This is a genomic window from Deltaproteobacteria bacterium (assembly GCA_016930875.1).
GTDB lineage: Bacteria > Desulfobacterota > Desulfobacteria > Desulfobacterales.
Genome location: JAFGFW010000047.1, coordinates 1 through 21,202, shown reverse-complemented (window position 1 = coordinate 21,202; position 21,202 = coordinate 1). Strand labels below are relative to the sequence as shown.

At 50.4% G+C, this 21,202-nt stretch carries 19 protein-coding genes; 11 read left to right on the top strand and 8 right to left on the bottom strand.

Features of this window, described 5'->3' with window-relative positions; translation table 11 throughout:
* Nucleotides 1-2 precede the first annotated feature (2 nt).
* Nucleotides 3-587, bottom strand: coding sequence for a hypothetical protein (locus tag JW883_04615; protein ID MBN1841553.1), 585 nt, complete (start codon nucleotides 585-587; stop codon nucleotides 3-5).
* Between the two features lie 2,096 nt (nucleotides 588-2,683).
* Between JW883_04615 and JW883_04610 the strand changes: the two genes are divergently transcribed.
* Nucleotides 2,684-3,628 (top strand): hypothetical protein, encoded by a 945-nt coding sequence (locus JW883_04610; GenBank protein ID MBN1841552.1) that lies wholly within the window; start codon nucleotides 2,684-2,686, stop codon nucleotides 3,626-3,628.
* A 362-nt stretch (nucleotides 3,629-3,990) separates the two neighbouring features.
* Here JW883_04610 and JW883_04605 read toward each other — a convergent pair whose 3' ends face one another.
* Complete coding sequence (locus tag JW883_04605; protein ID MBN1841551.1) at nucleotides 3,991-4,845, bottom strand: AAA family ATPase; 855 nt, start codon at nucleotides 4,843-4,845, stop codon at nucleotides 3,991-3,993.
* Between the two features lie 85 nt (nucleotides 4,846-4,930).
* Here JW883_04605 and rpsU point away from each other — a divergent pair, with 85 nt between their 5' ends.
* The 4 genes from rpsU (at nucleotide 4,931) to JW883_04585 (ending at nucleotide 8,707) form a co-directional block, all read left to right on the top strand.
* Entirely contained in the window at nucleotides 4,931-5,188 is a 258-nt protein-coding gene (gene rpsU, locus JW883_04600) for a 30S ribosomal protein S21 (GenBank protein ID MBN1841550.1), read from the top strand.
* A 169-nt stretch (nucleotides 5,189-5,357) separates the two neighbouring features.
* The gene (locus JW883_04595; GenBank protein ID MBN1841549.1) at nucleotides 5,358-7,730 is read left to right on the top strand and encodes an LPS-assembly protein LptD; all 2,373 of its coding nucleotides are present in this window, start codon (nucleotides 5,358-5,360) and stop codon (nucleotides 7,728-7,730) included.
* Nucleotides 7,731-7,791: 61 nt separating this feature from the next.
* Entirely contained in the window at nucleotides 7,792-8,301 is a 510-nt protein-coding gene (locus JW883_04590; protein MBN1841548.1) for a UpxY family transcription antiterminator, read from the top strand.
* 199 nt (nucleotides 8,302-8,500) lie between these two features.
* A complete protein-coding gene (locus tag JW883_04585) occupies nucleotides 8,501-8,707 on the top strand; it encodes a dodecin domain-containing protein (GenBank protein ID MBN1841547.1) in 207 nt (68 codons plus the stop codon).
* Nucleotides 8,708-8,710: 3 nt separating this feature from the next.
* On the opposite strand, the gene JW883_04580 is transcribed toward JW883_04585, so the two are convergent.
* Together JW883_04580 and JW883_04575 are read right to left on the bottom strand one after the other, a co-directional pair.
* Nucleotides 8,711-8,974, bottom strand: a complete 264-nt coding sequence (locus tag JW883_04580) for a hypothetical protein (protein MBN1841546.1) — start codon at nucleotides 8,972-8,974, stop codon at nucleotides 8,711-8,713.
* A gap of 31 nt (nucleotides 8,975-9,005) precedes the next feature.
* A complete protein-coding gene (locus JW883_04575) occupies nucleotides 9,006-9,575 on the bottom strand; it encodes a hydrolase (protein ID MBN1841545.1) in 570 nt (189 codons plus the stop codon).
* A 125-nt stretch (nucleotides 9,576-9,700) separates the two neighbouring features.
* On the opposite strand from JW883_04575, the gene rlmD reads away from it, so the two are divergent.
* The 3 genes from rlmD (at nucleotide 9,701) to fusA (ending at nucleotide 13,784) form a co-directional block, all read left to right on the top strand.
* A complete protein-coding gene (gene rlmD, locus JW883_04570; protein ID MBN1841544.1) occupies nucleotides 9,701-11,095 on the top strand; it encodes a 23S rRNA (uracil(1939)-C(5))-methyltransferase RlmD in 1,395 nt (464 codons plus the stop codon).
* Between the two features lie 85 nt (nucleotides 11,096-11,180).
* Nucleotides 11,181-11,735, top strand: coding sequence for a GerMN domain-containing protein (locus JW883_04565; GenBank protein MBN1841543.1), 555 nt, complete (start codon nucleotides 11,181-11,183; stop codon nucleotides 11,733-11,735).
* Nucleotides 11,736-13,784 carry an elongation factor G gene (gene fusA / locus JW883_04560; GenBank protein MBN1841542.1) on the top strand — a complete coding sequence of 683 codons (2,049 nt, stop codon included), beginning with the start codon at nucleotides 11,736-11,738 and terminating at the stop codon, nucleotides 13,782-13,784.
* Here fusA and JW883_04555 read toward each other — a convergent pair.
* Nucleotides 13,781-15,244, bottom strand: a complete 1,464-nt coding sequence (locus JW883_04555) for a M48 family metalloprotease (protein MBN1841541.1) — start codon at nucleotides 15,242-15,244, stop codon at nucleotides 13,781-13,783. The genes fusA and JW883_04555 overlap by 4 nt on opposite strands.
* A gap of 508 nt (nucleotides 15,245-15,752) precedes the next feature.
* Between JW883_04555 and JW883_04550 the strand changes: the two genes are divergently transcribed.
* From JW883_04550 to JW883_04540, 3 genes are read left to right on the top strand one after another with little or no spacing between them, the layout of a single operon-like run.
* Entirely contained in the window at nucleotides 15,753-16,529 is a 777-nt protein-coding gene (locus tag JW883_04550) for a ParA family protein (GenBank protein ID MBN1841540.1), read from the top strand.
* Entirely contained in the window at nucleotides 16,522-17,382 is an 861-nt protein-coding gene (locus tag JW883_04545) for a ParB/RepB/Spo0J family partition protein (protein MBN1841539.1), read from the top strand. The genes JW883_04550 and JW883_04545 overlap by 8 nt, the downstream gene beginning before the upstream one ends.
* 23 nt (nucleotides 17,383-17,405) lie before the next feature.
* On the top strand, nucleotides 17,406-17,933 hold the full coding sequence (locus tag JW883_04540) for an NYN domain-containing protein (GenBank protein MBN1841538.1): 528 nt from the start codon (nucleotides 17,406-17,408) through the stop codon (nucleotides 17,931-17,933).
* Nucleotides 17,934-17,997: 64 nt separating this feature from the next.
* Here JW883_04540 and JW883_04535 read toward each other — a convergent pair whose 3' ends face one another.
* From JW883_04535 to JW883_04525, 3 genes are all read right to left on the bottom strand, one after another.
* Nucleotides 17,998-19,674 carry a HAMP domain-containing protein gene (locus JW883_04535; GenBank protein ID MBN1841537.1) on the bottom strand — a complete coding sequence of 559 codons (1,677 nt, stop codon included), beginning with the start codon at nucleotides 19,672-19,674 and terminating at the stop codon, nucleotides 17,998-18,000.
* A 160-nt stretch (nucleotides 19,675-19,834) separates the two neighbouring features.
* Nucleotides 19,835-20,320, bottom strand: a complete 486-nt coding sequence (locus JW883_04530; protein ID MBN1841536.1) for a cytochrome c family protein — start codon at nucleotides 20,318-20,320, stop codon at nucleotides 19,835-19,837.
* A 207-nt stretch (nucleotides 20,321-20,527) separates the two neighbouring features.
* Nucleotides 20,528-21,202 (bottom strand): Hpt domain-containing protein (locus JW883_04525; protein MBN1841535.1); only part of this gene is annotated, 675 nt, incomplete at its 5' end.

The following is a 21,202-nucleotide window of genomic DNA, read 5'->3' as shown; positions in this document are numbered from 1 at the left end:
GGTTAGTTCGAGCATTCATAATGTGCCTCCATTTCTGCCTGATTCTTCTCCCTTGCTCCCTCTATCTCATTTATCGTGAGCTGCGGCAGGTCTGGATTCCCCTTTTCAGTTACGTAATCATTATACCACCGGAGAGCCAAAGCATCGGCTTCTGTTTCTTGGGCTGCGTTTTTTTCAGGAGTGATCCCGTCGAACATCGGTGACCGATGCTTCAGGTATGCATGGGCGACCTCGTGAAAGACCGCGAATATGGAGTACCGGACCGCCGGATCGGCTTCGTTCATCCCTTTTCGAGGGAGGATCCGCTCTGAAAGAATGATGATCTCCCTGCTCTCACAGAGTGCCCGCGCGACGCGACAGCCATCGGACTCACCGGTGCTTATGAAAACGAGGGAGTCTTTGTATTGGTCCAGCACGGCCGGTGGGAGGCACTCTATAGCATGTTGAACCCATCCGTTGTAACGTCCACCGCAGTGAAGCATTTGGTTCATGTAGGTCCCTTTGGTAAACCACGGGCCATCTTTCAACCCATCGTCATGCATGGTGTCATTCTTCTTGTAGGCTCGATCTATAATCGGACGGAACACCTGATTCCGCATCATCTTGATATTGGATGTCTTTTGCGGAACACAATTTATCTCTATATTTCAGGAGGAACCTCCGTTTCAGTGTGTTCCTGGCGGATAATCACCAGCTTCAGGTTTTGTCTTATTTGTATCACCGGTGGCGGGGCTGTCAAGCCCATCAGAGATGACTGGCAACAACGAAGCTCAAACTGATTATGGGCCGATTATACCTCCGCCACTAGAACCGGCATATTTTCAAGATCTTAAATGGAGATGGAAAATTTCGCCAGAGAGAGATGAGTCGTGATCGCGTGCGACTGTCCGTAATTAACAAGTTATAGATTTCACCCGCACATCACAACCGAGACAGAGTGGATCACATAGGTGTTGGGCAAAGTCCAGGCTCAGCGGCTCGCAACGAAGCGGTAAGACGACAACAACTGCAAGGAGCGGCAATCCGCATACAAAGGTGACTATATGGTTACGTTAAGGACACCACATGGTTACCTTGAGGACACCTCGCTTGCATATCCTGGTCACCTTTCTGCAAATCCGTCGCATCTCCGGCCTTTTCCTAAACAGCTGAGCCCCGCCGATTTCACCATTTCCCTATTATTTAGATAGAGAATGCCATCGTTGTTTTCCGGCATTTACAAACACGAATGGCAGTGGTCCGCCCCATAACCGGAATAGGCGCGGAACAACGGAGCTTGCGGGATCGCCCTCGCAACCGCCCCAAGAACGACCAGCGTGGCAACGGGCCACTTTTCGAGCTTTCGGAAATGGTGGCGGCTCATGCGGCAACTTGCTCTGATTGCGGAGGCCAACCAGCGCACGCGGTGTAAGAAAGCAGCCAAGGGAAACCATGGACTACAAGTATGTTTTGATTGAAGTGGAGGCAGGATGCGAATTGCGATCGAGGTTTTTGTATTGATGCGTGATGCCAGGCAGGATGTAGTGGCCGTCAGTTTGACGGCGAAGCACAAAACTGACGGCTACGGCTTTCAGGCGGGTTTAGAAATCGCAACATGCTGGATTTATAGAATCAATCATTCGTAAGGCAGGTCCGAAACAAAGAAAGATATCAATCACAAGACAACCCATTGAAAATCCAACCAAAGTAGCCAGAAACCAGAGAATTCCAACACTCAAATAGACAAGCAGCAATGCTTGTCCTGACCTCCTTTTTTCACGTTTCGGCGTGTTCTCATATAGCGAATTATGGATCTGCATCATCCTGTTTGCGTTGTCTTCAGGCAGTGCCGGGACGCTATTTCAGATAGCGAGTGGATCAATCGCATTGACCTTTTAAGATCGGGGGCTTGGCACCTCAATTCGCATGAGCAGAGAGGTGTTTTCCATGACAAGAACAGATTCATTCATCACAAGGGCAAAAACAGACATGATCTCACCAAAAGTGCAGGGGCGGCCTCATCGCACACTCCAAGGTTGTAAGGCATGCTTACGCTCAAACCGCGGGGTTCAAGCCTTTCGTAGAGTTCCTTTGCGGACAGGCTTTTAGAAGAAACCCAGAGCGGATAGCAGGTCAAGAGCAGAACAAACGGGACTCGGGAAGCCAAAGGAGTTCTCAAGGTTGAATTGGGCTATGACAGGGACAGCATGGATGTGTTCAGCCAACATATGGGCAGATCTCGGATAGCAGCCCCACCAAAAAATGGGGTATCCCAACGATAGTCTGGTTGAAAATATAATCCCATGGGTGGCCCAAAACGGCACTGTGTCGATTTGGGCCACCTAAATTAAGAAAAGAGAGTACTTAGGGCGGTCGGAAACGGAACTCGTTCCGTTAACGACCAGCCGACAAGCAGGAGCAAGTAGGAATGCCCGAAAAAGGAACTTGTTCCGTTTTCGGACACCCAAAAAATCCATGGTAACTCGCTAAAATCGCAAGAAAACCTAAGCAAATCAAACGCCATTACAGGATACCTTCAAAATGTTTTCGATAGTCGGTTGGGAAGCATTTCCGATCCTGATTATGGGCACTTACAGACAATTTTTAAAGAAAATAGCAAACCGGCACGGGTGACGGACCGCCCATGACGTTGACCAGTCCTACTCAAAATGGTACAGGGCCTCCTGGAAGGGAGGTGGTATGCATGCTTGGGTGGATTCGTATCAACCAAGGGAAAAAGAGATCAATTTTTTATGTCGTGATTCCCTGGGATCGCCTGGACGGCTCGGGGCGAAAGAAAAACTGGCAGTTCAAATTCGACAGGAACGGAGACAGGTTTGAAAGTGAGGCCCATGCACACAGGCATCTTGAATATCTGAGGGCGCTCATCGATGATAAGGCATTCAGTCCTTTTGACTGGATCGAGGAGAAACCTCATAGTTTTGAAAACCTCCAGGAAACGTATTTCAAGGCGTGCCTGTCAATTGTCAAAAGAGACGAGATGTCTCCCTCCACCATAAAAACCAAACGCCGATATTGGAAACTGTATTTCCTGCCCTTCTTTTCCGGCATGGACGTGAAACAGATCCAGAACATTCATTTTAGACAGTTTCATGATCAACTCCCTTCCACATTGAAAGCAAAGACACGGCTCAACATCGTGAGCGATGTGGAGGGGGTCCTCAGATGGTGCAAAGAGGAGGAAATCCTCAAGGGCGCCGTTCCTCACTTTACGGGAATGAAGGATCTCCGCAAAAAGGCCCAAAAGGAAAGGCCGAAGCCGAGAAGATCAACGCACATGATGGGCGGAGACGACTTTTCCAAAACGCTTGAACAGATGAGTCCCCACGACAGGCCCGTATTTGAGTTCTTGCGGGCCACAGGATGCAGGCAGTCGGAAGCACGGGCCTTGCAACGCCATGACATTGACTGGAAAAGCCCTATCATTGAGATACGTCGCACGTTCGTTGATGGTGAAAATGGCGAGGTCCTCATTGACCGAGCCAAAAGCGACAGCGATCACCCGACATTCCTCACGCCGTACCTGGAGGATGTGATCAAGTCCGTTCCTCCTCGCCTAGACCATTCCTTTGTGTTCTGGAATAAAAAAACAGGCAAGCCGTACACGCGCCGGGAGATTGACTACTGATGGAGGACAGCTCAAAAGAAAGCGGGTCTCCCTCATCTGCAATTGAAAAATGCTACAAGGGGGCATGCTGTCTGTGAACTCTTGGAGCTGGGGTATTCCTACGCCGAAGCGGGGGCCTTTGTGGGCCACAAGAACGAGAGCACAACGCGCCATTATGGACAGATCTTTATGGACAATCTGGAAAGGATGGCGGGACGAAAACCAAAAGGCACTACAACCAAATTACAACCAAAAGAGAAAATTAAAAAATAAACCTATTGAAATAAAAAGCAAAACAGATGTTCTGGCAAGGTTCAAATCCCTGCACCGCCACCATTTATTATAGGATATTTCAACTAGTTAAGTCGTTTTTAAGTAACTTCTCAATAAGTCCTGGTATTTCCCTGATACAGCCTCTCGATGTCCCCAAAAAGCCCTTGAATGGCCTTACTGAACTCCCCCTCCCTGTTGAGCACAGAGGCCACGCCTGGTTCCAGGGCAAGAAAATCCTCGCTGTAGGGCAGAAAGTACGTGACCGGCTTCAGTCCAAAGCGCTTCATAAAGGTTTCCACCTTGTTTTCATCTTCTTTTCCACGCACCTTGTTGATCACCAGCTTTAGGTCGGGAATGGAGAGTTGCTGGCCAAGGGTCATAGACTTCCGGGCAACATGAAGGGCAGCCGTCGTGGGTTCTGCGACCACGAGCAGGAGGGAGAAGTCTTTGAGCAAGCCACGGCCAAAATGTTCGGGGCCGGCTTGTGTGTCCACGAGGATAATGTCACCGTGCTTCAGGACAATGAACCGCATGACTGCTTTTAGCAGCATGTTTTCAGAACACAGACAACCGCTTGCCGCCTGCTCGACCGTTCCCATGGCAAGGAGCGAGAGATTAGGTTTTATTTGCAGCCCAAAACGTCGGACCACATCGCTTACGTCGGGGTTTAGACGCAGCAAACCGCCCCATCCCGAGCCGGGCTTGGCCCCTGTCTTTTCCTCGATATAGATCTTATTGGCGCTTAAGGGGACGATTTTTTCCGCCTCTTCAAGGGAGACCCCTAAGCTCAAAGCCAGGTTCATCTGCGGGTCTTCGTCTGCCGCCAGGGCTCGACAGCCACGGCCGGCAAAAAGCTCTGCCAGCAAGGCCACCAAGGTGGTTTTCCCAACCCCACCCTTGCCGGCAACAGCAAGTCGAAAGCCTTGCTCAACAATCTCGTTTTTCTGTTGACTTAAGTTTGACATTTTCATTTCATTATATAAATTTTTATGATATATAAAAATTTTCTCCTTGGCAACCGCAAACAATTGGAGAATAGACTAACTAACATTGGCGGTTTTCAAACCCGGCGATGAAAAGAAAGGGGAGATAGATTTGAGGGAATTTAGCAGCTTAGAAGTCAGGGTCGTCAACAATGACCTTGAGAGGGCCATGAGAGTGCTGAAAAAAAAGATTCAGAATGATGGCCTTTTTCGACGACTTAAGCTCAAGAAAAGCTATGAGAAACCTAGCGAATACCGCCGTCGGAAACGTCGGGAGAGTGCAAGGAGGCAAAAAATAGCCCACTTGAAAAGCTCCAGGTACTAGTCCCGTTCGTGTAATTCTCTAAGCCCGGCCCTCGTGCCGGGCTTTTTTTTGTCCCCACGAATGATTACTCGTCGAGTCGTTGAGTTGTCGATCGGCACTTTCAAGCACTCAACTACTCAACCATTTTTCCTCTACGACCCCATGGCGTTTTGTGTTATAGGAACAACCCATGTCTAAAAGGGTAGTTTTCTTCGGTATTCTTGTTGCTGCTGTGCTTTTGTCATCACCGGCCCGTGCAGGCATGGACACCATTAGCAAGGAGTCTGATCTTCCGTACCATATCAAGGCTGACTCTTTGGATTACGATGAAATCACCATGACATACAGGGCCAGGGGGTTCGTAACGATTGCAAGAGGAGATCAGTTCTTGCATGCAGATGCCGCGGACTTCAATGAGCAAACCGGAGATGCCAAGGCTTGGGGGGATGTTCGCTTTTTCTCTGGCAAAGACTGGTTAACAGGCAGCCGCATGGAGATAAACCTGGACAACGGCACGGGCACGGTTTACGACGGAACCATTTTCATCGAAGAGAGCCATTTTTATGTCCGGGGAGACGAGATCCAAAAAACGGGCAAGGATTCCTATTACATAAAGGATCATGCCAGCCTCACGACTTGCGATGGCGACTCGCCGGACTGGCAAATCACGGGCAGGGACTTTAAGGTCACCATAGAAGGTTACGGCACGGTAAAACACGCGGCCCTGTGGGCAAAATCTGTCCCTGTCCTGTATGCGCCATTTATTCTTTTTCCCGCAAAGATAAAGCGGCAGACCGGATTGTTGGTCCCCTTGGTCCTCTATTCGAATACAAACGGCTTTGAGTACATCCAGCCCTTTTTCTGGACCATCAGTGAAAGCAGTGACGCCACGTTTTATGAGCACTACATGGCCCATCGTGGATTAAAACACGGGGTCGAATATCGTTACGTGTTGTCGCCAGGCGCCAAAGGCACGGCAATGTATGATTTTCTTTACGATGAGCAAATCGATGATGGTACGACCCCGGTAGATCCGCAGGGGTATTACTATGAGGGATTCAAGGGCGACAGCGAGGACCGCTTGAACAGAAAAAGGTGGTGGTTCAGGACCAAAAGTGACTGGGAACTGCCGGCTCAATTCAAGGCGAAACTCGATGTGGACGTCGTGAGCGATCAGGATTATCTTCGTGAGTTTGACACGGGCTATTCAGGCTATGAGATCTCTAACAGATATTTCGAGAAAGAATTTGGCAGGGGACTTGACGATGAGACAGACACGGTTCGCTTGAACCAGTTGAACCTGAACAGGACTTGGGACCAGTTCAGCCTGAACACCGATCTTCTCTGGTATGACGACGTGCTCGCCCGAATAGATCACCGCGATGACACCACCCTTCAGAGCTTGCCATCGGTGAGTTTTTCCGGTTCCAAGCAAAAAATCTTAGATTCCCCGTTTTATTTTGATCTGTCAAGTTCCCTTAACCATTACTGGCGTGAGACGGGAACCAGGGGATACACCGTAGATGTTTCCCCAAAAGTCTACTATCCAATAAGTGTTTTCAAGTATTTTGACTTTGAACCCTCCTTGAGTCTGCGCGAGACGCTGTGGCAGGCAGAAATATACGACCCTCCAAGCGCAAAAAAAGAGGACCAGTTACGATCACGTGAGATATGCGACTTGAAAGCGGACCTATCCACAGAGATCTCGAGGGTGTTTGACATCAGAGGATCAACTATCGACAAGATAAGACATGCCATCAGGCCTCAAGTCGTATATACTTATGTCCCTGATGTGGAACAGGGGGACCTTCCGGATTTTGTGAGCTCAACAAGCGAAACAAATTCCTTGTCTTATTCGGTGACAAACACCTTTACCTCAAGAACGATCCAAAAGGCCGACTCCGAAAGAGAGGCAGAGCTTGAAGCCAAAGCCTGGGGAGCATGGGCTGCGGACACCCAAGAAGAAACAAGCGAGGCTGACGACGAGCAGGAATCACTGCCACCCAAATACACTTACCATGATTTCTGTAGGATCAGTCTTTCCCAGACTTATGACATACTGACGGCCCGGCGTCCTCCACCAGCAGATGGCGAAAGACGACCCTTCTCGGACATCTCGGGGAGGCTTGAATTAAACCTCTTCCAATCCGTGGATCTCGATTTTGTGGGAAACATCACCTGGTCACCCTATGATGGGGAGTACAAGAGCTATGATGCAGCAGCGGCCTTCAGTAATTCACGTGGGGACGAAGCATCACTGGACTACCGATATACCCAGGACAGCAGCAAAAGCATTCTGACCAAGGTCTTCGTCAATCTCTTTGACCCGGTTTCTGTCTACTGGGAACACGAACGCGATCTCAAAAACAGCAAGGAAATAGAATCGGTGCTGGGATTCAGGTATGAGCCCCAGTGTTGGTCTTTATATGTCAAGTACACCCATGACTGCACAATGAACACACGAGAGTACTCCTTTGAGATAAGCCTCTACGGACTGGGTAAGTACGAGCTGGGTAAGTACAGACCTGGCAAGGGAAAAGACACATGGATGAAAAAAGGATAGGTTATAGGCCTGAAATAGGATTGAGGGTTCGGAGAAAACACTGATGACAGCACCATCTGATATGGCTTCTGCGTGGTATGTGCTTCACACCAGAAGCCGCTTTGAACAGGTTGTCTTTGACGGTCTCGAAGGAAAATTACTGGAAGCTTTTCTCCCCAAGATGACTGTTGTGAGTAAGCGCCGTGACCGGCGCAAGACGATCCGGGTTCCGATCTTTTCCGGTTATGTATTTGTTAAAAGTGATCTAAACGTCTATGAACGCCTCGAGATAGTAAAAACCATAGGCGTTGTCCGCATCGTAGGAAACAAGGACGGCCCGATCTCCGTTCCTGACCAGTCTATCGATTCTCTTAAGATCATAGTTGCCGGGGACAACGAAATCCTGACCGGGACTCGATTCAAAAAGGGAGATCGTGTCATAGTCGTGGAGGGGCCCTTTGCCGGTGTCACAGGTGCCTTTGTCAGGTACAAGGGCGGCGGACGCGTGGTTGTGGCTATCGAGGCACTGGGCCAGTACGCTGCAGTCAATGTCCCGGAAGAATATGTAGAGAGGATTCCGGAAGGCGCTTGACGGTGTTGACTTGTTCCATAGCAATAGTTCACCCTCTACCCCTTTTTCTGTCATTTCGACCGTAGGGAGAAATCTTATGACGCCCTGACTATACGCTATGCTGGAAAAGATTTTTCGCATTCGTTCGAAATGACAAAGGGGGTGAACTATTACGAAGGTCTTTGACGATAGAGAGAGTAATGGAAGGAGGTGAGGAGTCATGCCAAGGGTTGCACGAGTCACTGAGGTCATTGCCGGGTCACCGGTCGGTTTTGATGATGCTATCAAGGTAGGCTTTGAGCGAGCTTGCAAAACGCTTAGAGGGATCACAGGCGTTCGCATCCTTGAACAGCGCATTAAGGTGGAAGACAACAAGATGGTGGAATATCGCGTAAGACTTGAGATTATCTTTGTGCTGGAAAATTAACTATCATTTTTCTTCGGCCCGTCGTCTCACCATGCGAGTCAATATCCGAATTAGATTTGTGGCGAGGACGATGCCGCTTAAGACCATGAGTACCAGAGGCACCCAACCGTGCCTCTGGTACTCTTCGTGTTCCAAAGCAAAGCGAAGGCCAATTTTGCTGAAAAGAAAGATAAGGGCCATGAAGACGGAGATCACAATGCAGAAGACATCAGAATCGTACCAGGGAATGACAACTTTTCGAAACGAAGGGTTTTGGTGCAGTCTCATAAATAAATATTACACGAGCTCCCACCAGAAATCAAGTAACCGAATGCCTCAAGTCCGGCAGCATCTCCTGGAATTCGGCAGAATCACTCCTTTTCAGTATCTCAAAAATAATCATTTCCGTTGAGCTGATTGTGGCTCCCGCCTCCCTCATTCTGTCCAGCCCTGCCTTCCAGTTCCATTCAGTCCTGGACGAGACGGCATCTGAAGCGACATGTACGTTGTAACCCCGCTCCATGGCCCCGAGGGCCGTTTGGGTCACACAGATATGGCTTTCTATTCCAGACACAATAAGGGTGTTTCTTGATTTCTCCATCTGCTCAACGTGCCTTACGAATTCCGGGTTGTTGAAACAACCGAATTCCACCTTGTCTATCGTGGATGTTCCGGGGATCTCCTTTCCTATCTCTTGCACAATGGGGCCAATCCCTTTTTCATACTGAGTGGTCAGTATCAATGGGAGTCCCATTATGCGGGCGAACTTAATCAAAAGCTTGCAATTGTTCGTGACACGCTCCGGCTCAAAGACCTTGGGCAAAAGCTTTTCCTGCGGGTCAATGATCAAGATAACGGAGTTTTCTGTTGATACCGTATGCAGTTTCATCTTTCCTATCCCTTTTTCCGGCACCTGAATCCTTGTGCTTGAACATCGGCCTTTTTTTGATAATGTATAGGCGTGTGAATGTCAACCAATAGAAAAATGCCTTTAGGCATTATCTCACTCGCATAATGACCGTAAGAAGAGGACAGATTCTGGAGTTAAGGATTGAGAAACTGACCTACGGGGGTCGTGGACTTGCCCGTGTGAATGGCTTTACCGTCTTTGTGGAAAGGACAGCGCCGGGAGATGTGGTGCGAGCCAGGGTCTTTCGGAAGAAAAAGAATCACGCTGAGGCGCGAGTTGTGGACTTGATCACACCGTCCCCTTTCAGGGTGGAGCCAAGCTGTCGTTACAGCGGCTTCTGTGGCGGCTGTCCCTGGCAATTTCTTGAGTATGAAAAGCAGCTCTTATTCAAGGAAGAACATGTGGTCGAATCCCTGGAGCACATTGGTCAACTCAGGGGGGTCCGGGTTCTTCCTGCCATAGCCTCTGAAAAGAAATTCGAATATCGCAATAAGATGGAGTTCTCCTTTTCTGACAGAAGGTGGCTCTTGCCCGAAGAACTCTCCAAGGCCGAGATCTCCAAGGACTTTGCCCTTGGACTGCACGTGCCGGGGACCTTCCAGAAGGTCTTCGACGTAGATGCCTGTCTACTCCAGCCAAGCCCGGGCAATGAGATACTCGGAGAGGTGAAACGCTATGTGAAAGAAAGTGGCATACCCCCATACGGTTTAAAATCCCATGAAGGATTTTGGCGTTTCTTGATGCTCCGCCATTCCTTAAGTTATGACACCTGGATGGTTAATGTCGTCACTTCGCAAGAGCAAACCCCATGGGTACAGCCCATGGCCAACCTCCTTTATGAAAAGCATGAGAACATCACTTCGATCGTTCACAACGTCAATACAAGGCGAGCCTCAATTGCAGTGGGGGAGCACGAAATACTCCTTGCAGGAGAGCCTTTCATAAAGGATCGAATTGGAAGGTTCGAATTTGAGATTTCAGCCAATTCTTTCTTTCAAACAAACACTGCCGGCGCCGAGTCTCTTTATGGAATAGTAAAGGATTATACAGGCCTTACCGGAAGGGAAACAGTAGTGGATCTTTACAGTGGAACAGGGACCATCCCCATATTTCTTGCTGACATAGCCTCAGAGGTCATTGGCATTGAGATCTCAGAAACCGCCGTAAATGATGCCAAAAAAAACTGCAAGAAAAACCAGGTCGACAATTGCAGGTTCATCTGTGGAGACATCAAGGCGGGACTTAGGCACATTGAAGACAAGCCTGATGTGATGATCGTGGACCCACCAAGGGCAGGCATGCACCCGGATGTGGTCAAGGCTGTTTGCGCCCTGGCGCCAGGCAGGGTCATTTATGTTTCCTGCAATCCGGCCACCCTTGCCAGAGACCTTGCCATGCTAAAAGCAGATTATCACGTGATGGAGGTCCGGCCCGTCGACATGTTTCCGCACACCTATCACATTGAATGTGTGGCAAGACTGGAGCGGATGGGAGGGTAGGAACGCCTTCTCCTTGACATAGACGCGATAAATGCGTAAATACCCTTGACCTTTTCCGTCACCCACTGACATGACGACCCGACGATTGACCATAATAGCGGCCCTCGCTCTTTTCATCGGCGCGGCCGGATTCGTTGCCTATCGATACCTGGCCCCACAAGCGCCGGGAGTGGAGGAAGACTCCGAAGCAGGCCACCGCAGGTTTAGGCTGGAACCAACCAGGGTAAAGGCTCACCTCTACTTTTCTGATGTTGATAATAGCTCTCTTGCGGCTGAAGATCGCATCCTTGCGTTGCCTGATAACGTGGTTGAGCGTGCCAGGGTGATGGTCAGCGCCCTCATTGACGGTCCAAAGGCCGCCTTGACTCCGACACTTCCGGCGGAAACAAAGCTCTTGGCCCTTCATGTTACTGATGATGGCACTACTTATGTCGATTTTAGCAGAGTGATCAGTGAAAAGCATCCCGGGGGGAGCTTGTCCGAATTGCTGACAATTTTTTCTGTTGTAAATACGCTCTCACTCAATATACCTGAGATAAAGGCCGTAAAGATCCTCATAGAGGGCCGAGAGGCTAAAACATTGGCCGGTCATATAGATATCCGGTTCCCTTTTCGGCCCAACTTACTAATGGTAAAATAGATGGAAAAACCGTTTCCCATCACAAAAATACGCAATATCGGCATCATTGCCCATATTGACGCAGGCAAGACCACCGTCACAGAGCGTGTTTTATACTACACAGGCCGCTCATATAAGATGGGGGAGGTCCACGATGGTGAGGCGGTCATGGACTGGATGCCGGACGAGCAAGAACGGGGAATAACCATTACCTCGGCGGTGACGACCTGCCACTGGAAAGACGCCGAGATCCATATTATCGACACCCCGGGCCACGTGGATTTCACCATTGAGGTGGAGCGGTCTCTCAGGGTTCTGGATGGCGCAATCGGGATATTCTGCGCAGTCGGCGGTGTGGAACCTCAATCAGAGACTGTGTGGCATCAGGCGGACAAGTACCATGTGCCAAAAATCGCTTTTGTGAACAAGCTTGACCGGGTAGGGGCTGATTTCCTTGGAACGGTTCAGATGATGCGTGACCGTTTGGGCGCAAACCCGCTCCTCATGGAAATACCGGTCGGAAGCGAAAACTCCTTTCAAGGGGTTATCGATCTTCTGAATATGAAGCAGGTCATCTGGGAAAAGGAAACCCTGGGGGCTGTCTTCACTGTCTCTGACATCCCCGAAGACCTGAGAGAGACTGCCGACGAATACCGTGAGAAACTGGTGGAAACCGTGGCAGAGTTTGATGACGAGATCATGGAGGCTTATCTTGCCGATGCCCGTCTGGCGACCGAGACACTCGCGTCAAGTATTCGCAAGGCGACCATTGGCTTGAAGCTGGTCCCTGTGTTTTGTGGCGCAGCCCTCAGGAACAGAGGTATTCAACCCCTTCTTGACGGGATTGTTGACTTTCTGCCAAGCCCCCTGGACGCCCCTCCGGTTGAAGGCGTGGACCCCCACACGGGCCAGATGAAGCAGTCTCCTCCCACTGACCGCGCCCCCCTGGTCGCTCTGGTGTTCAAGGTAATGATGGAGGAGGGACGCAAACTGAGCTACGTGCGTATCTATTCAGGGCGACTCCTTGCAGGGGACGAGGTCGTAAATCCTGCGAAGAACAAAAAGGAAAAGATTGCACGAATCCTTGCCATGCATGCAAACAAACGGCAGCGTATCAATGAGGTACGGGCCGGAAATATTGTGGGGATCATCGGGCTCAAGGCATCCGGAACCGGCGACACGCTTTGCGATCCGTCAAATCCGATTATCCTCGAGCCGATTGAGGCCTACGAGCCCGTGATTTCCGTGGCCGTGGAGCCGAAGACCCATGGGGACCAGGAAAAGATCGAACAATCCCTTGCCAAGCTCGAAGCCGAAGACCCCACTTTCCGGGTCAAGTACGATGATGACACAGGCCAAACCATTATCTCGGGTATGGGTGAGCTTCACCTTGAAATCCTGGTGAACCGCCTGAAGCGCGAGTTCCACACTCAAGTGAACGTGGGAAAACCTCAGGTTGTCTACAAAGAGACCATCGAACGGACTGCCGAGGCGAGCGCCACCTTTGAAAAAGAGGTGGGAGGCGCCCATCACTTCGGCCAGGTGGCGATTTTGCTCTCTCCCCGCGAGCGCGGAAAGGGAAATCGCTTTGTAAACAGCATATCTGATGAAACGTTGCCGGCAGAATTCATTCCGCCAATAGAACAAGGCTTGATAGAATCCATGGAAAGCGGGGTTGTCCTGGGATATCCGGTTGTTGATGTGGAAATGGCCCTGGTAGGCGCCGTGTACAAAGAATCTGCCAGCAGCGAGTTGGCCTACAGGGTTGCCGCATCCATGGCCTCCAAGGAAGGCCTCCAAAAGGGGAATTCCTATCTGCTAGAACCCGTAATGGCCGTGGAGATCCTGGTGCCAGAGGCGTTCATGGGAGAGGTGATAGGAGATATCAATGCCCGAGGAGGAAAAATCGAGGACCTGAAGCCCAGGGGAGAGTTGCAGCTCATAGGAGCCACCGTGCCATTGTCCAGGATGTTTGGCTATTCAACGGCTCTGCGGTCCGCCACCCAAGGCCGGGGTACCTTTACCATGCACTTCTCCCACTACGACCGGGCGCTTAACCCTCCGGTCTAAAATCCCCTTTGCGTCCCCTTACTCTTGTCTTCTGATTTCTTGGGCTTGGGCAAATCCTTCAGCGCTTCTTCAATCACCCGTTGCCGTTGAGGATCTTTGGCAAACATCTTCAGGGCACGCTTGAGATGGAAGCTCGCATTCTTTGACAGCCCTTTTTCCTTATAATACATGCCCAGGTAGTAGTGTGCCTCCGGCAGGTTGCCCAGTTTTCCATAAGCCTCCCCAAGATAATACATCCCTGGCAGGTAGTCAGGTGTCTCCATATGCAGCGCTTGAAAGGTCTCGATAGCTCCTTGAAGATCGCCCGTGTTCATCTGTGCCCGGCCTAAGAGAAAGCGCCCCTCAGGGTCCTTGGAGTTAAACGCAAGCGCCCCTCTTAGGGTCTTCAGGGCGCTGCCATAGTCTCCCATGTGGAAATAGATCCTGCCAAGGTCCCGAAGAATATCTGCATCAAGAGGAAGCAACCGGACAGCTCGTTTGAGGCTCTGCTTTGCGTCTTCCTTTTTTCCTTCCCGATCAAGGAGCAACCCCTTGCCGTAATATGCAATGGCATCCTTCCGGTCATTCCTCAGAGCAGCGTCAAAGATATTCCGGGCTGTGTCCGTATCACCATAAAGGCCGATCAACTTAGCACGCACTTTTTGGAAATCCCTTGAATCCCGCCACTTGGCCGACTTCCTCCATTCAGGATGAGTCTGTATCCAGGTGTCAAGATAGGCCATCCTTTCCTCAACGGCAGGATGGGTGTTCAAATACGAAGGGATCTGTTTGGATCCGAACCACTGTTTCCCCCTGATTTTTTCCAAGACCCTCAATAGTCCTTCGCCACCGTATCCGGCCCTTGTCAGGTATTTGAGCCCGACCTGATCGGCCTGTCTCTCGTCTTCCCGGCTGTATTGGAGTGCAAGTGACTGGCCTGCCGCAATCGAACCGCTCGTAATGGCGCCCGTGGCTGCACCGCTTCCACCCAGGAAAATCCCCGCCAGGACCCCTGCCAGTGTCACGAACCCGATCTTTTTGGACTGTTCTATCCGTTTTGAGATGTGCCGGCACAAGACATGGGCAATCTCGTGGGCCAAAATACCGGCCAGTTCTTCTTCGCTTTCCATGGCGGCAATAAGGCCCCGGTTAATGAATACATGGCCTGCGGGAGCGGCAAAGGCATTGTAAACGTCCTCGTCGATCACGTAGAAATCAAACTCAAATGGCGGAGAGGAATGCTGGGCCACAATATGTTGACCTAGCTTCTCTATATAATTGACGATAGACGGATCCTTAATGAGGGGAAAGCGCCTCTTGACATAGAACATGAATTCCTTGCCCAGGTCGCGCTCTTCTTCGGTCGTCATGGATGCCCGAGAAAACAGACCCGAGTGAGCCCGCTGCACAGGGTGTACAACAAAGCCCGTGATCAGGACTGCAAAAAAAATTGTCTTTATGGCGCCCATACTTCGTCTCATTTTTGATTCGTTAACCAATTCTGACACATTTGCAAAAAGTCGGATTAAGCAAATCTGTCATTTTGACCCCTTCGCTTGTGTCATTCCGAGCGAAGCGAGTCCGCCTCCGGCGGATTGGTATTACGCTCAGAGCAGGCTCCGGGAGAAATCTTATGCTTTCGGCACGTTACATCAGAAAGATTTCTCCCCGCTAATAACGGGATCGAAATGAGAGTCTATTAGCAAAACCTTTTATCAGTTTACGATAATAATGAACCACCAATCAATCAAGTAATTAAAACGCTTCGCCATCTCACGTCCATTTTTTGAATCCCGAAGGCGTTATGGGTTTCCAAAAAGGGGCTTTTGTGGTAAAAAATCCGAGCACGTCCCGGAAGGTGGGTATAAGCCTACCATGAAATGTTTGACAGAATTAACAGAATAGACAGGATAAAGATATGCAATATAACGAATTGACAGAAAAAATTATCCTGTTCATCCTGTCAAAAAAAGAGACTACTACACTGCTGTGAGCCGCATTATTTGCATTGCCAATCAAAAGGGAGGGGTGGGCAAAACCACCACGGCCGTAAACCTTGCTGCCTCCCTGGCCGTTGCCGAGCGCAAGACCCTGCTTGTGGACTGCGATCCCCAGGGAAATGCCACAACAGGCATTGGTATAGACAAGGCCGGGCTCTCCAGGACCCTCTATCACGGCCTGATCCAAAGAGCGCCCGCAAATGACATTATCCTGGACACGGAACTTGCCTTTCTCAGGATCATTCCGGCCAGCTCTGACCTGATTGGCGCTGAGGTGGAGTTGGTTGCAAGGCAGAATCGCGAGACAATCCTCAAGAAGCTTCTCGGGACCCTTGTGGACGACTATGCTTACGTATTGATTGATTGTCCCCCTTCACTGAACCTGCTTACGGTAAACGCTCTGACTGCAGCGCATACCCTGTTGATCCCGCTTCAGTGCGAGTTCTATGCCTTAGAAGGCCTTAGCCAGCTTTTACGAACATTCAAGCGTATCAAGAGGCGCTTGAATCCCGGACTCCGCGTGGAAGGGGTGCTTCTGACCATGTTTGACAAGCGCAACAACCTTTCCCATCAGGTCGCCGAAGAAGCCGAAAAGCATCTTAAGAACCTGGTCTTTAAGACGCGAATCCCGAGAAATGTTAGGTTGGGAGAGGCCCCCAGTTTTGGCAAGCCTATTCTCCTTTATGATATTACATCCCAGGGCGCTAAGAGCTATCTCGAGCTTGCGCAGGAAATAATGAATGGTAAGGGGACACGGAATGCCTAAGAAACATGCGCTGGGGCGCGGACTCGACGCCCTTATACCTGACGTAGGAGACTCGGATTTTGAACCCACAGCCTTTTTCTACTGCGACATTGACGCCATACGGCCCAATCCGTATCAACCCAGACGAAGCTTCACCAAGGAAGAGTTGAGAAGTCTGGCCGAGTCCATAAAAGCAAAAGGTGTGATCCAGCCTCTGGTTGTCCGGTCGGCCTCCTCTGGTTATGAATTGATTGTGGGGGAACGCCGGTGGCGGTCTTCTCGCATGGCCGGCCTTAAGCAAGTACCGGTGGTTGTCAAGGACGTCTCTTCAACGGAAATGCTTGAGATGGCCCTGGTGGAAAATATCCAGCGAGAAGACCTCAACCCGTTGGAAAAGGCCGATGCATACCACCGCCTTATGAAGGAATTTGGCTTGACTCAGGGAAAAGTGGCAAAACGTGTAGGGCAGGATCGCTCCACGGTTGCCAATTTCTTGAGGCTTCGAAGTCTTCCCAAACCGATCCAGGCCGATATTATCAATAATACCCTGTCCATGGGCCATGCAAGGGCACTCTTGGGAGCTCAAACTCCTGCTCAACAGAAAACGGCGTGGCGACGCATGGTCTCGGAAAACCTTTCCGTTCGCGCTGCCGAGGCCCTGGTAAAAAAACTCAAGGCAGGCAAGGGCAAATTATCGAAGTCAAGGCCTAACGCTTCGGAAAATATTTATTTTGAGAGCATGGCAGACGACCTGACCCGCCATCTTGGGACCAAGGTGCGCATTGTGCGTGGCGGAAAAAGGGGAAGACTCGAAATCGAGTTTTACGGCAATGATGACCTGGACCGTCTGGTCACCCGCCTTAAGGCATCATAAAATCGCAAAACGATTTTATTACCATGTCCATTCACATCGTCATAGACGGCTACAACCTGATCCGGCAGTCTCCGACCCTGAGCATCATTGAACAACAGAGTCTCCAGGACGGCCGTGACGCCCTTGTAGAACGTCTTGTGTCCTACAAAAAACTCAAACATCATCCCATCACAGTCGTTTTTGATGGGGCCGAAGCCCATAACCTGATGGAAAAGAGAAACCGCCGCAAAGGGATCGACATCATCTTTTCCCGAGCGGGCGAATTGGCTGATAGCGTAATCAAGCGACTGGTCATCCGGGAAGGCGAACGGGCCGTGGTGGCGACTTCCGACAAAGAGGTCGCCGATTTTGCGGCCGAACACGGGGCAGCCACCATAGGCTCTATCGATTTTGAAAACAGATTAGAAATGGCTGCACGGCTAGATCCGGCCTCGGCCGATTTCACCGAGGAAAAACAGACCGGCTGGACACCTACAACAAGAAAGAAGGGACCACCCCGGCGTCGCTCAAAGCGCGAGCGAAAAAGCCGGGCAAAAACGAGAAAGCTTTAGTCCGTTTGCCGGTTGACCCGTTTCAAAGCGGCGAAGCCGCGTTTCATAAAATCGTGAAACGATTTTATACTTTGAACTTCCCCACCATCTCCTTCAACTGGTCCGTCACCTTGCTCAATTCCTCTGCGCTCAAGTTAACCTGAGAACTACCGTTGGACATCTCTGTGGATGCCTGGTTTACCTCGGCAATATCTCTTGCGATCTCTCCTGCCACAGTGGAACTCTGAGCCACGTTCTCCGTAACCTCCTGAAGCCCCTGGGATGCCTGCGTCACGTTGTTGGCAATCTCCTTTGTGGTCACGGACTGCTCTTCAACTGCCGTGGCAATGGTGGATACCATCTCATTTACGTCGTTTACAACTTTTGAGATCTGTTCGATCTGGGTAACAGTATCCTGCGTGGAACTCTGAATGCCTCCGATCTTATTCCTTATCTCCACCGTAGCTTCTGCTGTCTGCTTGGCAAGTTCCTTGATCTCATTGGCCACTACGGCAAAACCCTTGCCGGCATCACCGGCTCTAGCCGCCTCAATAGTGGCATTTAAGGCAAGAAGATTGATCTGCTCTGATATCTCCGTAATGGTTTCTGTGACATTGCCTATTTCGTTGGCCGCCGTGCCCAGTTCATCCACCTTTTCTGAAGCGCTCTTGGCTTCAGACACGGCTTTTCCCGTGATGGCGCGGGTCTTTTCAGTATTCTGGGCGATCTCGTTGATGGTGGCTGTCATCTCCTCGGCGGCAGTGGCCACCATGCTCGTGTTGGTTGAGGCCTCTTCAGTGGCAGAAGCCACGGAATTCATATTGGAGCTCATCTCTTCGGCCGCGGTTGCCACGGTCCTTGATTTTTCCGAAGTCTGTTCCGCCCCGGAAGACATCTGCTGGGAAATCCCGGATAGTTCCGTTGAAGAAGAAGCTAGAGTCTCCGTAGTTGAGAGAATGTCTTTGAACATGTTGCCAAGATTTTCCGACACATGATTGAGCCGTCCGCCGATATGGGCGAGTTCGTCTCTTCTCTTGATCTTGCGGCGATACGTGAGATCGCCCTCGCTTAGTCTACCGGTTGCCTCCAGCAGACCCTCAATCCGTGAGTTTACCAGTCGATGAAACAGCGCATAAATCAGCACCATGATAATGCCTAAGCCCACTGCCCCTACGAGAATATTTCTGTTTCGGGCTGCATGGATGGCATCAAATCCCTTTTTGGCAGATGCACGGATCAGGGACCCCCCCAACACCTTGCGTGAGCTGCCGTGGCAGTGAGAACACCGGGCTTCGTTCAGCACAGGACGAAAAAGAGTAATATAGGGGATGCCATTGATCCATTCTTCAAACGGCTCGGCCGGGGGCTCTCCGTTTTCGAGCATCCTGGAAACAGCCTGTACGGCATACTCATCTTTTATGAAATTTCCCACGCTTTTTCCCGCAGCATCCGGGTTGGTGGCAAAGGCAACCGCCTGTTTGAAATCAAAAACGAAAATATCCAGATCAGGTATTTTCTGTTTGAGTTTATTAAACTGTTGTCGAACCGCCTCATTGTTTCCTACGGCCAGGGCATCATTCGTGCTCCCTTCCACAGACGCAGCCAGCATCTCGCCCTGTTGTTTCAGTTGGGCCTTCATCATGCCATTCTCACCTCTGACATTCAGAACGATTATTGTGCCCATAACGAGGATAAACACCGCTGATAAGGCAGTCAGGATTTGGACCCACAGATGTTCCTTGAAATACGAATACAGCTTCATCGTCTTACCTCCTAATCCATATATACAGGAATCAGAAAAAAGAAAATTACCACGAAGACACGAAAAACAAAAAATCATTTCGTGTTTTCTTACTTTCGTGTTTTCGTTGTTGTATTAACAATTTTGTACCAGAAAAAACGCCAAGGTCGTGATTAACAGACTAATGTGCTCCGCCGTAGATCAGGGGCTTGTAGTCAAAGGCCGCTACCCGATCTGAATTGTGGCAGGTCTCACAGTCCTTTGCCGTGAGGCTCCCGTTGATATCATCCGGTTCTTGGCTTTCTACATGAAGACTCCCCGGCCCATGGCATACCTCACAACCTGCATCCTTGAGTTCCGGCGTCTCATGTTCGGAGCGAAACCCGCCCGCTTTTCTGTGCCCCGTGGTGTGACATTCGAAGCACTTCACAAACTCCGCCTCTGTGAGACCCTCTTTCATGACCTTGATGCTCTCATAAGAGTGGGCCTTCTTGCTATAGGTCTTAAAGCTCTCATATTCGGTTTCATGGCACTCCCCACAGGCCTCGGAGCCGACATAGGTTTTGTCCGTTTCAGATCCGGCCTGGCTCACGGGCCATCCCCACATGAGGATTGTGGCAAAAGCAAGCGCCCACGCTGCCTTTCCTCTACCAGTGGTTCTTGACATAACAACTTCCTCCTCTCTTTTTTCAGTTAAATTGCTTTTCAACAAAATTGCCCTTAAGTGCAAGCAAAATTCATGCCTGCTTCAGGAGGTTCGTAGCTTGACAAATACCTCCAGAATATCCGGATCAAATAGCTAGTGCCCATCCATAAAAGGGTCTTAAGACACTGGGCACTAGCGTCAGTTTCCAATGCTGAAAAAACTGATCTTTCATACACCTTCATCAAAGTCCGACAAAACCGACCCAAGCTTCTCGAAATCCTCTTCCAGTTTCCCGACAACGGGAAGGGCAACATCCAGTTTGGCATCTTTCCCTGCCGTTTCTATCTCAAAGGCAAGATCACTCAGCGCTTGAGCCCCGATGTTTGCAAACGCCCCCTTGATCCTGTGAGCTTGCCGTCGAACCCGCTCAGCGTCATTGTCGTTCAGGGCTTGCCTCAACTGTTCCAACTGCACGGGAGCATCCTTCATAAACACACTGATGACTTCGTTAAAAAGCTCCTCGTCACCACCCAATCGCCCCAGCAACACGGACCTGTCAAAGACTTCCTCATCAATGAATGTGGTTTCTTCGCTTGAGGCCGGCTCGGTAGCCTGTTGTGCCCAACCAGAAAGCTGTCTTTCAATGGCATCAGCCAGGGCCTTGGGTTCAATCGGTTTGGAAACATAATCATCCATTCCAGCTTCAATGCACTCTTCCCTGTATCCATGCATGGCGTGGGCAGTCATAGCGATGATCGGAACATGTTCCGATCGAGCTGGAAGTTCGTCGGTAGTCGTCCTGTCTTTTGCTTTGAGCTTGCCGACTTCGCCCGCCTGCGGGCCACAGCCTCCGGGCTCTCCGCCATAGGCTCCGGCCCGCAGGCGGGCGGAGAGCCCCGAGTG

What these genes read in the sequence shown, in the direction of transcription:
- JW883_04575 (MBN1841545.1), bottom strand. Translation starts at nt 9,575, where the DNA reads ATGAAACTGCATACGGTATCAACAGAAAACTCCGTTATCTTGATCATT.
- JW883_04610 (MBN1841552.1), top strand. Translation starts at nt 2,684, where the DNA reads ATGCTTGGGTGGATTCGTATCAACCAAGGGAAAAAGAGATCAATTTTT.
- JW883_04545 (MBN1841539.1), top strand. Translation starts at nt 16,522, where the DNA reads ATGCCTAAGAAACATGCGCTGGGGCGCGGACTCGACGCCCTTATACCT.
- JW883_04540 (MBN1841538.1), top strand. Translation starts at nt 17,406, where the DNA reads ATGTCCATTCACATCGTCATAGACGGCTACAACCTGATCCGGCAGTCT.
- JW883_04585 (MBN1841547.1), top strand. Translation starts at nt 8,501, where the DNA reads ATGCCAAGGGTTGCACGAGTCACTGAGGTCATTGCCGGGTCACCGGTC.
- JW883_04555 (MBN1841541.1), bottom strand. Translation starts at nt 15,244, where the DNA reads ATGAGACGAAGTATGGGCGCCATAAAGACAATTTTTTTTGCAGTCCTG.
- JW883_04590 (MBN1841548.1), top strand. Translation starts at nt 7,792, where the DNA reads ATGGCTTCTGCGTGGTATGTGCTTCACACCAGAAGCCGCTTTGAACAG.
- rlmD (MBN1841544.1), top strand. Translation starts at nt 9,701, where the DNA reads ATGACCGTAAGAAGAGGACAGATTCTGGAGTTAAGGATTGAGAAACTG.
- JW883_04605 (MBN1841551.1), bottom strand. Translation starts at nt 4,845, where the DNA reads ATGTCAAACTTAAGTCAACAGAAAAACGAGATTGTTGAGCAAGGCTTT.
- JW883_04595 (MBN1841549.1), top strand. Translation starts at nt 5,358, where the DNA reads ATGTCTAAAAGGGTAGTTTTCTTCGGTATTCTTGTTGCTGCTGTGCTT.
- JW883_04535 (MBN1841537.1), bottom strand. Translation starts at nt 19,674, where the DNA reads ATGAAGCTGTATTCGTATTTCAAGGAACATCTGTGGGTCCAAATCCTG.
- JW883_04530 (MBN1841536.1), bottom strand. Translation starts at nt 20,320, where the DNA reads ATGTCAAGAACCACTGGTAGAGGAAAGGCAGCGTGGGCGCTTGCTTTT.
- fusA (MBN1841542.1), top strand. Translation starts at nt 11,736, where the DNA reads ATGGAAAAACCGTTTCCCATCACAAAAATACGCAATATCGGCATCATT.
- JW883_04580 (MBN1841546.1), bottom strand. Translation starts at nt 8,974, where the DNA reads ATGAGACTGCACCAAAACCCTTCGTTTCGAAAAGTTGTCATTCCCTGG.